The organism is Candidimonas sp. SYP-B2681, assembly GCF_003971065.1.
GTDB lineage: Bacteria > Pseudomonadota > Gammaproteobacteria > Burkholderiales > Burkholderiaceae_B > Pollutimonas.
The window spans coordinates 202,232-214,952 of sequence record NZ_RYDV01000006.1 but is presented as its reverse complement, the minus strand read 5'-3'; the positions used below and the strand labels follow the sequence as shown (position 1 = coordinate 214,952).

Sequence of the window (12,721 nt, the reverse complement as noted above, 5' to 3'; positions counted from 1 at the left end):
GGGCTGATATGTATGCGACTGAACTTCTTGCCGGCCGCGTGGCCCTTGTAACGGGCGGCGCAGGAGGGATAGGCAAGGCGGTAGCCGATGCCTTGGCAAAGTATGGCGCCCACGTGGTGGCGGCCGACGTATCGCACACCGCTTCCTCGCCCACGGGCAGCCCGGCGATTGAACGGGTAACATTGGACGTAACCCAGCGCAGCGATGTGCTGCGCTGTTTCGACGATGTGATACAGCGCCTGGGACGCCTTGATATTCTGGTCAATGTGGCAGGCGTGGTGTCCATGGGAAGCGCCGAGCAACTGGCAGAGGAGGAATGGGACCGGGTCATGGATATCAACCTTAAAGGAACGTTCCTTTGCTGCCAGGCGGCCATGCCCCATATGCGGCGCCAGGGCTTTGGGCGCATTGTCAATCTAGGCTCCGTTATCGGTAAGAACGGCGGCAATCCGCGGCCATGGCTGGACCCGCGCGAGCAGGACCGCGCAAGCAATGTGGCCTATGGTGTTTCCAAAGCGGGCGTACATATCATGACGGCTTTCCTGGCCAAAGAGCTTGCCGGCGCCGGCGTAACGGTCAATGCCGTGGCGCCGGGTCCGGTAGCGTCGGCCATGACCACCAATTTCCCGCAAACCTTACGCGATTTGATTCCGGTCGGGCGCATGGGGGCGGCCGACGAGATCGCCTCGGCCGTCGTTTTCCTGGCGGCGCCGCAGTCCTCATTCATTACTGGCGAAACGCTGGATGTCAACGGTGGCATCTGGTGTGACTAATTCCGATGGAATAAGTTTTTTTTATAAACATTTATTTGTGAGTATCAATACTATGCGACAGCCACGTTCTATCTACCTCGTTCTGGATATGGAAAACGATTTGGTTCACGTTGATGGCCCCAGCGGTAAGGGGCCCTTGGGTGAGCAGGTCCGCCAGCGCGGTATCCTTGCCAAGACCGCGACTGCCATCAAAAAAGCCCGCGACGCCGGTGTGCTGGTCGGATTTGTGCGAGTCGGCTTTTCTTCCGACTACAAAGAGTGTCCTGCAGGTTCACAGGTTTTTTCCGCAGCACCGCAACATGGCTTGTTCAAGCTGGATTCATGGGGCACAGAAGTTCACCCGGAACTCGAAAAATTGTCGTCTGACCTCGATATCATCAAGCATCGGGTCAGCCCATTTTATTCCACGACACTCGAGGCGCAGCTGCGCGCCCTGGGCGTCGAGCGCATTTATTGTTCCGGCGTTTCCACCCAGGCAGTGGTGCAAGCTACCGTGCGCGACGCCCATGACCGCGACTACGAAGTGATTGTGCTGGAAGATGCTTGCGCTGCTCATAGTGCCGAAGAGCATGCGAATTCGATGCAGAGCATCGCACGCTTCTGCAAGACCGAGACGACCGATACCGTGACTTTCACGAATCCGTAAGCGGTTCTGCTTTCGTAAAACACCCGGCGCTGTCCACGACAGCGCCGGGTGTTTTCATTTATGCAGCGGGGCGGCGCCGCGATCGATCCGCATAAATTTAGCTAAATCAAAAGCTCCATTCGGATTTTGTGCCTTTTAGTGGTGAAGCGCTTGAAATATATTGATCGAGAGCAAGTCTGCTCGACAAATTCATAAATGAGCGTGCTCAATAGCCGCCATCCTGAGGGAGACAAAACGTGGATCGTCGATCCTTTTTACACGCGGCGGGCGCCGGTGGCGTCATGCTGCTGGGTGCGCGCGCGACTGCCGCTGAAGCCTATCCGGCCAAGCCGGTTACGGTAGTTGTTGCCTTTGCACCCGGCGGCGGTACCGATACGCTCGCCCGCGCATTATCGACTTCGCTGGCGCGCGCCTTGGGCCAGTCTGTCGTCGTGGAAAACAAGCCGGGCGCCTCGACCGTCATCGGCGCCGACTATGTCGCCAAGTCCAAGCCCGATGGCTACACCTTGCTCGTGACCAGTGCGCCACACGTGAGCAACCCGTCGCTGATGAAGAAAATGCCTTTCGATACCGTAAAGGACTTCTCACCGGTGTGTCTGGCTGCCAAGTCGCCTTTTGTGCTCGTGGTCAAGCCGGATTCGCCCATCAAGTCACTGGATGACCTGGCGAAGGAAGCTAAGAAAAGGCAATTGACATTCGGTTCGTCGGGTAACGGCACCAACGATCACCTTTCGACCGAACTGCTAAGCGCCACCTACGGCGTCTCGATGACCCACGTTCCCTATAAAGGAACAGGTCCGGCATTGATCGACCTGATGGGCGGGCATATCGACCTGATGTTTGCGAATATTGTGGGCGCGGCGCCGTTGGTGCGGGCGGGAAAACTGCGGGCGATTGCCGTGACCACGGCGCAACGTTCGACCTTGATGCCCGAACTGCCCACTGTCCAACACGTGACTGGCAAACCATTTGACGTCAGTGCCTGGACGGGCATTCTGGCGCCGGCCGGCACCAATCCAGCCATTATTGAACGGCTTAATAACGATATCCGCGCCTCGCTTCAGGTGCAAGCAGTGAAAGATGTCATGACCACCAATGGGGCCGATATCGTTGGCAGTACCGCCGCCGAATTTCAGGATTTCATTGTCAGTGAAATCGAAAAATGGGGTGTGATCATTAAAGCAGCAGGTATACAGGTTTAGGAGAAGAAACGCATGCAAACGATTAGTGTGATGGCAACAGGATTGCAATTTCCTGAGGGCCCGGTGGCCATGGAAGACGGTTCGGTTCTGGTCTCAGAGATTCGCGCGGGCCGGGTGACCCGTGTGAGTCCGGACGGTACGCTTACCACCGTGGCCGACTGCAAGGGCGGACCTAACGGTTTGGCGATTGGCCCGGACGGCGCGGCTTATGTATGCAATAACGGCGGCAACACGTATCCGCCAGATCATTTTGCCGCGATCGGGCCAGCCAGTGACTACGCGGGCGGCTCAATTCAGCGCATAGACTTACAAACCGGCAACGTCGAAACGTTATATACACATTGCGGCGAACATCGCCTATCGGCACCTAACGATCTCGTCTTCGATAAGCATGGTGGGTTCTACTTTAGCGACTTTGGCAAGAAGCATGCACGGCTTCGCGACCATGGCGCTATTTATTACGCGCTTCCCGACGGATCCAGCATTACCGAAGTGGCTTATCAGGTGGCTGCGGCAAATGGGGTCGGGCTATCGCCGGATGGAAGCGTGCTTTATGTGGCAGAAACCGAAACATCCCGGCTCTGGGCCTTCGATATTGAGGCACCGGGACAGATCCGACGGCATGGCTATCCCTCGCCTCATGGGGGGCGCCTGGTATGTGGCCTGCCCGGCTATCAGCGCCTGGACAGCATGGCCATCGATGCAGAAGGCAACGTTTGCATCGGTACGCTCATTACGGGCTTGGTGACGGTTATATCGCCTGACGGAAAAGGGGTAAACACGGTGCAGATGCCGGATACGCATGTCACCAACATTTGTTTCGGCGGCGTTGATATGAAAACCGCGTTCATCACTTTGTCGTCGTCCGGGCAACTGGTTTCGATGCCGTGGGAAAAGCCCGGATTGAGACTCAACTACAACGCCTGAGCCAATTTTCGCGAGGCGGTCTTGCCGGCCGCCCGGCCCCTTTGCCGGGCGGATCTCCCGCCGGCCGGGAGGCTCGCGTACACCGTCATTTTTCTTGGAAAAGACCTATGCGACCCTTACCCAGTTTATTGTTCTTGGCGTTTGTCTCCCTGTCGTCTGCAGGCACTGCATGGGCACAGGACTATCCAGCCCGCGCTATTCGCTTGATTATTCCGTTTCCGCCCGGCGGTACCACCGATATGATAGGTCGGACGTTTGCCGATGAGATGGGTAAAGTGCTGGGTCAGGCGGTCGTGGTCGAAAACAAGGGTGGAGCAAGCGGCGCCATTGGCGCTGAAGCGATCGCCAAGGCGGCTCCCGACGGCTATACCATCGGATTGTCCTCGGCATCGGGCTTTGCCATCCACCCAGCCTGCAATCCCAAGGTTTCTTACCACCCTATACAGGACTTTGCTCCTATTACCCGTCTGGCAAGTTCTCCGCACGTTATTCTGGTCAACCCCGGTTTCCCGGCCAAAAACTACCAGGAATTTCTGGCCATGATCCAGGCCCATCCCGAAAAGTACGAATACGCAACGTCCGGTACCTGCGGCAGCGGTCACATGTTGGGCGAGCAATTCAAGCTGTCTACCGGGGTGTCAATGATGCACGTCCCATACCGCGGTGCAGGCCCCGCGGCCAATGATGTACTGGCGGGGCACGTGCCCATCCTTATCGATGCACTGCCTTCGGCAACGGCGCATATAAAGGACGGCAAGTTGCGCCCCATTGTGCTGGCGTCAGCCAATCGCGTAGCCAGTGTGCCCGATGTTCCGACCTTTGGGGAGGTCGGCGTGAACGAAGCCAATGAAGCCGGATGGTATGGCTTGGTCGCGCCTGCGGGAACTCCGGATCAAATGGTCCAGACGATTTATCGTGCAGTGCTCAAGGCCATCGAAAGCCCGGCTCTACAAGAGCGCTTGCGCGCCGCGGGTGCAATGCCCGGCGGAACCACTCCGTCCGAGCATGCCGCGGAAATCAGTAAGTCGTTTGAACGCATGAAGGTTTTGGTGAAGGCCAAGAACATCACGCAAAACTAGGATCACGCCCCGTTCGACTGAGCGGGGCGTAATGCCTCCCATGCGCTTACCAAGGCGGGCAGGAATTCCTGCCAGTCGGCCACCACGCCGATGTGGGCTGCTTGGAATATGCCTGCCTCGGGATCTTTGTTGATCGCAATAACCTTGGTATGAGGATCGATGCCCGCCATATGTTGAGGAGTGCCCGATATGCCGATCGCCACGTATATTTCTGGTGATACATATTTGCCTGACTGACCGACTTGCCGCGCCACGGGAGCCCAGCCCGCGTCTATCGTCGGAAGGCTGCCGCCAACCGCGCCACCGAGTTTGGCCGCCAAGTCGTAAAGTGCTGTGAATCCCGCTTCGCTGCCCATGCCCCGGCCGCCTGCGACCACGAGCCGCGCTCCTTCAAGCGCGGCATGCTGCTCACTGCGTTCCATGGGGGTCACGGGATAGGCGGGTCGTAGCGGTTCGCTGTGCAAAACGTGATGGACCGCCGTTGAGCCCGCATCGATGGGCTTAGCGGCCATGGCGTTGTCGGGCTTTCTAACTGCGGCAAAGAAAGGACCGGCCTGACAGTTCAGGGTAGTGTTTAGCCGCCCGCCGAATGCCGTCCGGGTCGCCGACATATGGCCTGAAGCGTCAAATTCGAATTGCTTGATCTTCCCCAAGGGCACCCCGTTTAGCCTGGCGGCCAGGCGCCCGGCGATTTCTTCGCCTACTGCGCCAGCGGCCAAAAGAAAAACAGTGTCTGGTGTGCAAGGAAGGCTATTTCCAGAGGCAAGGGCGGCGGCAAACACATCGGTCAGCTGCTGTGTTTGCAGCGGCTGCGGCCAGGCGGGATTCGAGATCACCCAGACATTCTCCATGCCCAGCGCCCGCGCACGTTCAACTGCAGTATCCGGGTCAGCGCCGACAAGAACAGCGTTCGCTATTCCTTGACAGCGCTTTGCCAGCTCACTGGCGGCTTCCAGAGGGGCTAAGTCAGCTTGCGCCATGGCCGGGCCCGTATGAATAAGGGCATAAATACTGCGAATCGTATTAGCTTGCATGAGATTCAGATGGGTTCTGCCAGGTTTTCAGGTAAGACGCCAAGGCATTCGCCTGTTCGATAACTGTGCCATCGAACATGCGGCAGGGCGCGTGCCCAGACGAGGCCGATTCCGGCGGTTCGACACGTAGCACCGTGATGCCGGTATCGGCATTTGCTGTGTCAGGCTTTATGACGGGAAATTGCTGCTGCTTGGCCAGCATCACGTTCTTCATCAAGGGGTGGCGCAGGCGGTTGTTTTTATCGTTGCTGATGCTGGCGCAGGCCGGCATAGGCACCCTGACGGATTCGTCCTGGCTGGTGGCAATGCGCTCGAATACCAACGTTCCGTCGTCGCTTAGCTTGGCATGTAGAGCAAGGCTCACGAATGGCCAATCGCAGTGTTCAGCCAGGTAGGCGGCGGTCATGCCGTCGTCCATGTCGCCGTGTTCGCGCCCTATTAATATCAGATCGGTTGGCGCGTCTGGCAGTTGAATCGCCTGCATGACGTGGCGCGCCAACCATGCGGGATTACCGCGTTGGCCGGCTGGCGGGCACAGTCCGAATACGCGTTCGATCCGGTACGCGGCCACCGAGCGCATCAATGCAAGGTCGGTCGACCCATCCGTAACCAACGCCGTGATAATGGTGCTTGGGTCGCGATTCCGGAATTTGAGCGCCGTTTCAAGCGCGGCCTCGTCAAAAGGGCTGAGCTTGAACGGCGTAGTGGGCGAGTCGACGATATCGGTCCACTGCCCGGATACCGGGCGCTCAAGCGGGCGCTTAGGATCGGCCACGCCGGCAATCAATACGGCAATATGCATTGGTGCTCCTAAGCTGCCGCGGTTGCCGTTCTGGCAGCGACGCGCCCGAAAATTGCCGCCTTACCAAGTGCCGTTCCGGTCATGTAAGCAGCGCCATGCAAACCGCCGACGACCTCCCCGGCGGCATAAAGTCCTTCCAGCACCTGGCCATAGACGTCTAGCACCCGCATGTGCTTATCAATGCACAAGCCACAATAGGTGCCAAACACTGCCGCGGTCGACGGATAGGCATAGAAGGGCCCTTGCTCGATACGTACCAGGTCACCATATTGGTGAACCAGATGTTGACGACGGAAGTCGGGATCTTCCCCGGCGCTTACGTAGTCGTTGTAGTGGTTGACGGTGTGTATCAAGGTTTCGGCCGGCACTTCGATAAGCGCCGCCAGCTGCTCGAGAGTGTCGGCTTCTATCATCAAGCCTTCTTCCAGACGACGCTCCAGGTCGAGGATACGCGTCAGGTTGTCGCCGCTTTCGAGTATCTTGCGATCAAGAATTTGATAGGTCGCGCCGTAGGGCTGCCGAATGCAGGCATCGCCAAGCAGCTTGTAGGAAATCGACTCATCGACAAACCGTTTGCCGTCCTGGTTTACCGCAATGGCACCTTTGTATACCGCCAGGCAGCTATGGTGATTGGTTTCATCGGTGGGATGCTTGCCATAGGTGCCTTTTATATAGATCATGTCGCGGTTATCGGCGCCGATTTTCCAGGCCATCTTCAGGCCGTCGCCGACATTGCCCTCGCCACCGATGAATACTGCCGCATCGTATTGGGGGGCATACCTGTGGACCAGTTCGGCGTTGCGGCAGAAGCCGCCGCTGGCAAGAAGCACCCCTAGCTTGCCCTCCACACTGAATGTCTTGCCATTGCGAAGGACGCTCACCCCTTCGACGCGGCCAGTGTCCGCATCGCGTATCAGGCGTTGCGCTGCCGTCGAGGTAAGCACCTGTACCTTGCCCGTTTCCTTGGCCTGCGCAGCGATGATGCGCACCATATCGGCGGGGTCAACGTTATGGACTCTGGGCACCGACTGGCCGGACGACGCTTCGATATGGCGACCAAACTGCACACCAGCTTGTTTCAACCATTCGTAGGTGTCGAGCTGGTTATCCGTATACACCCGCACCAGCTCTTCGTCATTTTCAAATTGCCCGACCTCGCGCAGGTCGTTGAATAATAGTTCGCTGGAATCTTCTATGTGGTTCTCGCGTTGCAGGTCGGTGCCGGCAAAGGCCAGGCATCCACCGCTCATTGCCGATGAGCCGCCGGTGTCGGCTTGCTTCTCGATAAGAATGACATCATGCCCCGAGCTCGCGGCTTCCAGGGCCGCGGAGAATCCCGCCAAACCGCCACCGATGATTACGAGTTCTGTCTGTAAATCCATGGTGCACTTCCTTGTTGCGAATTCGAAATTAGACTGTGCCGGCGGCCAAGGCGGCCGCATGTTTACCGGAAATTCGGCCCAACACGGAACCTGCGGTAAGCCCTACGCCGCCCGCATACTTCACGTAGTACAGACCACCGACCATTTCGCCAGCGGCGTAAAGGCCCGGAAGCGCTTGATCGCTGTCGTCCAAGACTTGCCCCTGGGTATTGACCTTGACGCCCGCAAAGGTGCAGGTAATTCCGCAGGTAACGGCATACGCGACAAAGGGGCCGGTATCGATGGCGTTGGCCCAGTTGGATTTTGGGATGGAAAGGCCAGCGGTGCCGCGCCCGTCTTTGACGGCCGGGTTGAAGGGAACGCTGGCGTCGATGGAGCGGTTGTATTCCTGTATGGTTTGCAGGAATGCTTTCTGGTTGATGCCGTCAAGCTTCGCGGCCAGCTCTTCTATCGAGGCGGCAGTGATACGAGTCGCATGCTTCACGCGGTATTCGTCGGGCAATAAATCGACGCTCTTGGCGTCGAAAATCTGCCAGGCCACCGCACCGGGCTGGGCCAGTACGCGGGCACCCATGGCCGAATACGTGTAGTTGCGAAAGTCAAGGCCTTCGTCCACAAAGCGCTTGCCGTCGGCATTTACCACGACGCCAAGGGTGAAGTAGTTTTTTTGCTGATTCAGAAGATTGATGTCGCCGAACGGGGGCGCATTCAGGTCATAGAAGACCGCATGGCAGCCCGTCCAGTTGCCGTGAGGGGTTGCGCCGGCATCCAGCGCCAGGCTGATGCCGTCGCCCGTGTTGTAGCGCGAGCCGCGCACCTTGGCCAGATCCCAGTTGGGTCCTAAATATTTGGACCGCCACAAGACATTGGCGTGGTAGCCTCCTGTGGCGAGAATGACGGATTTTGCGCGGATGGATTGCTTTACTTTTTCGGCTTCGGATTCGATTGTCCAGTAGTCGGCTTCGCGATCAAGACCGGTTGCCCGGGCTTCGTACCGCACGTCGATGCCAAGTTGTTCCGAGCGCGCATAAAGCCTTTCCATCAAGCCGAGGCCCCCGCCGGAGACTTCGACCGTCAAGCCTCCCCAAAACTTTTGCTTACCATCGACCTTGAAAGATTGGCGGCCGTAAATAGGAACGAACCTTACGCCATGTTCGCGCATCCACTGCATGGTGGGCAGGCTTTGGGATACGACGGTCTCGAGGACATCGGCGTCGGCCCGGTATCCGCTCATCGCGACGACTTCTTCGAAGAACTGATCTTCGGTGTAGGTGCCAAAATCGCTATTTTCTATTTCATCGGGATGCAGGTCTGGAACGAGTGTCAGCAGATCGTCTATGCCGCGATAGGCGATTCGGAAGGCCCCCCCGGTGAAAGCGGAGTTGCCGCCTCTGTGTTCCTTGGGTGCCCGTTCCAGCACGATGACGCTGGCTCCATCTTCGTGGGCGGCAATAGCGGCACACATGGCGGCGTTCCCGCCCCCGATTACTGCGACATCATAGAGTTCCATACTATTTTCCATAAATATCATCGTTATGCGGACCATCTGCCTTCGATGTCCGCATTCCATTGTGCTGGTTTATTGCCGATTTTCAGCCCGGCCCAGTACGGGTAGGGGCCTATTCCGACATGCTGACGCCGGCTGCTTTCAGAACACCGCCCCAGCGCGTGAACTCTGTGCCGAAGAAATTCTGGAAAGCGTTGGGGTCGGACATGACCGACGGCACGACCGCGACATTTTCCAATTGCTTTTGAATGTCAGGGCGCGCGATGGCTTTCTTGATGGCCGCGTCTATCTTGGCGACGACCTCGGGCGAAGTTTTGGCAGGTGCGAATATGCCCACCCAGTTGACGACATTGAAATCAGGAAGTTCTTCCTGAGCAGTTGGGACATCGGCCAGGAAGCTGACACGTTTGTCACTGGTGACGGCAAGGGCGTTCAAGCGCTTGTCTTTGATCAGCGTATACAAAGGGGGAAGGTCCATCACGATGCCGTCCACATGGCCGGCAAGGGTGTCGGTAACGGCCGGGCCAGCTCCTTTGTAGGGCACATGGACGATGTTTCCCTTGGACGCCTGTTTAAGTAGTTCAATCGTCAAGTGGGGCAGGCCGCCAGCACCAGAAGACGCCAACGTTACCTGCTTGCTGCGCGTTAACTCCAGAAGTTCCTTGAGGTTCTTTACCTTAAGGTGGGGTCCAACGGCGACAGCCTCGGGCGTCAAGCCCACCGTATTGATAGGCGTAAAGTCGGTCATGGAATCAAACGGCGGCTTTTTCATGGTCTGTGGTGAAAGCACGACCGGGCTTACGCTTGAGAGAAGCAGGGTATGGCCGTCGGGCTTGGCCTTGGCCACGTTGCCTGCGCCAATCATGCCGCTGGCCCCGGCTTTGTTCTCGACGACAATGGTGGTTCCGAGCGCCTCGCCAATGGCGGGCGCCACGATACGAGCCACGATATCGTTGGATCCCCCCGGCGGATACCCCACAATCATCGTGATGGGATGCGCTGGAAAATTCTGCGCCAGGCTTGGCGTAGCAATAATGAACGTGGGCAGCGACAGCACCGCCAGCGCAAGCGTGCGCAAGGTTGCGCGACGCGATTTCGAGGTCTTAAGCATGTGTTTGTCTCTTTGAATGATTGTTATTCGGTGGCCAACCGCGGGTCGGACGATACGGCTTGAGTTCGAAAATTCTATAGTGCGGCGCCTGAGCGGCAATCGCCTAGAGTGAAAGCGTTATTCGGATTTTTCGAATATATGGCCAGCCCGCTGCCATTATGATGATGCTCGGGCAACAAAGGCATAGGCTTATCGAACCCTGCCGGCCGTACAGGAGACAACATTGAAAATCTGGCATCAGAGCTTTACTGATCTTAATGAATTCCCCCTTTATCGCGAGACGCTGCAGTCCCATGCAAATGCGGTAGCGGGTTCTGATGTTTCGGTCGTCGTGCATGGGCTACGTCCGGGAACGTACCCGCCGGCGACTGCGCCCATGGACGTGAATAGTCGCGCCGGATTGCGGATTTTTAACGCTCAGCAGGTTTGCGAAGCGGCGGTAGCGGCGCAGGCTGCCGGTTACGATGCCTTTGCCTTGGGTTGTTTCTTCGACCCCGCATTGCACGAGGCGCGATCTTTGGTTGATATACCAGTGGTCAGTTTGACCGAAACCTGCATGCTCACGGCGTGTTCGCTGGGCCGCAAATTTGCGGTCATTTCCTTGACCGACTTTCAGAAAATGCTGACTGAAGATCTGGCCAACCAGTATGGTTTGACGTCGCGGCTGGCCGGAGTCGTAGCGATGTCACCTGCTGTCAAGCTCTACGATCTGGAAGGTAGTGGTGCGGTGATCGATTCGATCAAACAGCGGTTCATCGCCTCGTGCCAGGAAGCGTTATGGCTTGGAGCCGAAGTCATCATTCCGGGCGACGGCGTGCTCAATGAGTTTCTGGTACGCCACAAAATGCTGTCGGTGGATGGCGCGGTAATCATGGATGCGCTAGGGGTCCTGTTCCACCATGCCGCTTTTTTCGCCCGGGCACGCGCATCCGGATGTCTGGATGTCAGCCGTCGTCTGCTATATGCCAAACCCACCGGGCCGATGCTGGGCCATGCGAGGCAATTTACGGGGGCGTTCCAGCGTGGCGAACAGGAATTTTCCGGCGGCGCTGCACTAAGGGACTGAGCGCAAAGCCGTCTAGCAGGAGGCTGGGGAATCAATTATTCCCCGACCACACAGTTGCGATGTTGTCTAGTTCCGCAACCGTCATGGCTTCACCGTGGCTTGCGCCCATCAGCACAGCAACAAATTCCTCACCGCCGTAGCGCGCGACAAATCTATCTTGCGCACTTGCTGACGCAGGACAGAGGCAAACTGACGCAGCACCTGGTCGCCTACAGAGTGCCCGTGGCTGTCGTTTATTTTCTTGAAGTTATCCAGGTCCTGCATTAATAAGGATTTTGCTCCGTCTGGGTTGGCCAGTTCCATTTGGTTCAAGTTGTGCAGTAATGCCCCTCGATTCAACAGACCCGCCAGTGAATCGTGCGTCGCTTCTCGATAAAGGCGCAACAGCAATCCCAGATGAAAGTAATTCGCCGCCAAAGCTGCTACCAGCAACGCCGCCAGTAACCAGGTCTGTTCCCATCCGAGGGGAGTCATCCATGTGCCTGCCACACATTGCGAAAAAATGTGCAGGCCAAGCAACCAGGCCCCCGCCAATGCCGATTCAAAAAGTGTGAACGGGAAAACGGATAGTGTGGCAACCAGCAAGAAGGGGATGAATCCATATCCGACCAGGCCGCCGGTAGGGCAATTAAGAGCCCCGCGGAAATACGTATTGGTGTAATTCTGGCGCGGCCAAAGCGGGCCAGAAGAATGGTGGCGATCAATCCCGCCAACAGGAAAAAACGGCCTGGAGTGGTGTAGGCGAGAGTGGATGCGGGCAGCACCATCGCATCGATTGCGATCCACAGCGGTGTCATGACGGCGAAGATGATGCCCACTACCAGGACGCGGCTGCGCAGGTAGTCACCGCGTGCGTAGGCGAAATCCTTGGAATGCCGGCGACCGCTAAGCGTGTCTCGTATGGATCTGATGCCTATGGATCTGATGCCCGCAAGCGAACTGGGTGTAGGGTTGCCCGCTCGCCTGCGAACCGGTTCATATTGCCCGGACAAGGCCCCATTAGCACTGGAAGACGTTTTTGAAATCATGGCGCCCCACAAAAGCGATGTAAAAGGCTTCATAGCAGCCTTAAACCATGTTCTCATGTGGGTCATTAAACGCGCTTGATCTGTATCAAGGCTTGGTCGGCGACGGTCGGGATGTTGTTTTGAATCACTGCTCTTGGACGATTGCCCTGCAATGCGCCGAGGGG

General features: G+C 57.5%; 13 protein-coding genes. 6 read left to right on the top strand and 7 right to left on the bottom strand.

Annotated elements, in window-relative coordinates:
• Positions 1–8 precede the first annotated feature (8 nt).
• The 5 genes from EKL30_RS13930 to EKL30_RS13910 all read left to right on the top strand — a co-directional run bounded on the left by EKL30_RS13930 (position 9) and on the right by EKL30_RS13910 (position 4,627).
• Complete coding sequence (locus EKL30_RS13930) at positions 9–773, top strand: SDR family NAD(P)-dependent oxidoreductase (protein ID WP_126707831.1); 765 nt, start codon at positions 9–11, stop codon at positions 771–773.
• A gap of 37 nt (positions 774–810) precedes the next feature.
• Positions 811–1,419, top strand: coding sequence for a cysteine hydrolase family protein (locus EKL30_RS13925; protein WP_233583132.1), 609 nt, complete (start codon positions 811–813; stop codon positions 1,417–1,419).
• Between the two features lie 236 nt (positions 1,420–1,655).
• Positions 1,656–2,621 carry a tripartite tricarboxylate transporter substrate binding protein gene (locus EKL30_RS13920; protein ID WP_126707830.1) on the top strand — a complete coding sequence of 322 codons (966 nt, stop codon included), beginning with the start codon at positions 1,656–1,658 and terminating at the stop codon, positions 2,619–2,621.
• A gap of 12 nt (positions 2,622–2,633) precedes the next feature.
• On the top strand, positions 2,634–3,548 hold the full coding sequence (locus EKL30_RS13915) for an SMP-30/gluconolactonase/LRE family protein (protein ID WP_126707829.1): 915 nt from the start codon (positions 2,634–2,636) through the stop codon (positions 3,546–3,548).
• Between the two features lie 107 nt (positions 3,549–3,655).
• On the top strand, positions 3,656–4,627 hold the full coding sequence (locus tag EKL30_RS13910) for a tripartite tricarboxylate transporter substrate binding protein (protein ID WP_126707828.1): 972 nt from the start codon (positions 3,656–3,658) through the stop codon (positions 4,625–4,627).
• 2 nt (positions 4,628–4,629) lie between these two features.
• Here the strand turns inward: EKL30_RS13910 and EKL30_RS13905 are convergent, their stop codons facing one another.
• The 5 genes from EKL30_RS13905 to EKL30_RS13885 all read right to left on the bottom strand — a co-directional run bounded on the left by EKL30_RS13905 (position 4,630) and on the right by EKL30_RS13885 (position 10,463).
• Positions 4,630–5,661, bottom strand: a complete 1,032-nt coding sequence (locus EKL30_RS13905) for an electron transfer flavoprotein subunit alpha/FixB family protein (protein ID WP_126707827.1) — start codon at positions 5,659–5,661, stop codon at positions 4,630–4,632.
• Complete coding sequence (locus tag EKL30_RS13900) at positions 5,651–6,463, bottom strand: hypothetical protein (protein ID WP_126707826.1); 813 nt, start codon at positions 6,461–6,463, stop codon at positions 5,651–5,653. The genes EKL30_RS13905 and EKL30_RS13900 overlap by 11 nt, the downstream gene beginning before the upstream one ends.
• Positions 6,464–6,471: 8 nt before the next feature.
• On the bottom strand, positions 6,472–7,845 hold the full coding sequence (locus tag EKL30_RS13895) for a flavocytochrome c (RefSeq protein ID WP_126707825.1): 1,374 nt from the start codon (positions 7,843–7,845) through the stop codon (positions 6,472–6,474).
• 28 nt (positions 7,846–7,873) lie between these two features.
• A complete protein-coding gene (tcuA, locus tag EKL30_RS13890; RefSeq protein WP_126707824.1) occupies positions 7,874–9,355 on the bottom strand; it encodes an FAD-dependent tricarballylate dehydrogenase TcuA in 1,482 nt (493 codons plus the stop codon).
• Between the two features lie 109 nt (positions 9,356–9,464).
• Entirely contained in the window at positions 9,465–10,463 is a 999-nt protein-coding gene (locus EKL30_RS13885; RefSeq protein WP_126707823.1) for a tripartite tricarboxylate transporter substrate binding protein, read from the bottom strand.
• Between the two features lie 223 nt (positions 10,464–10,686).
• On the opposite strand from EKL30_RS13885, the gene EKL30_RS13880 reads away from it, so the two are divergent.
• Complete coding sequence (locus tag EKL30_RS13880; protein WP_126707822.1) at positions 10,687–11,529, top strand: aspartate/glutamate racemase family protein; 843 nt, start codon at positions 10,687–10,689, stop codon at positions 11,527–11,529.
• A gap of 108 nt (positions 11,530–11,637) precedes the next feature.
• Here EKL30_RS13880 and EKL30_RS13875 read toward each other — a convergent pair whose 3' ends face one another.
• Together EKL30_RS13875 and EKL30_RS13870 are read right to left on the bottom strand one after the other, a co-directional pair.
• On the bottom strand, positions 11,638–12,003 hold the full coding sequence (locus tag EKL30_RS13875) for a GGDEF domain-containing protein (RefSeq protein ID WP_126707821.1): 366 nt from the start codon (positions 12,001–12,003) through the stop codon (positions 11,638–11,640).
• Positions 12,000–12,557, bottom strand: a complete 558-nt coding sequence (locus EKL30_RS13870) for a hypothetical protein (protein WP_126707820.1) — start codon at positions 12,555–12,557, stop codon at positions 12,000–12,002. Before EKL30_RS13870 ends, EKL30_RS13875 begins: the two co-directional genes overlap by 4 nt.
• Between the last annotated feature and the right edge of the window lie 164 nt (positions 12,558–12,721).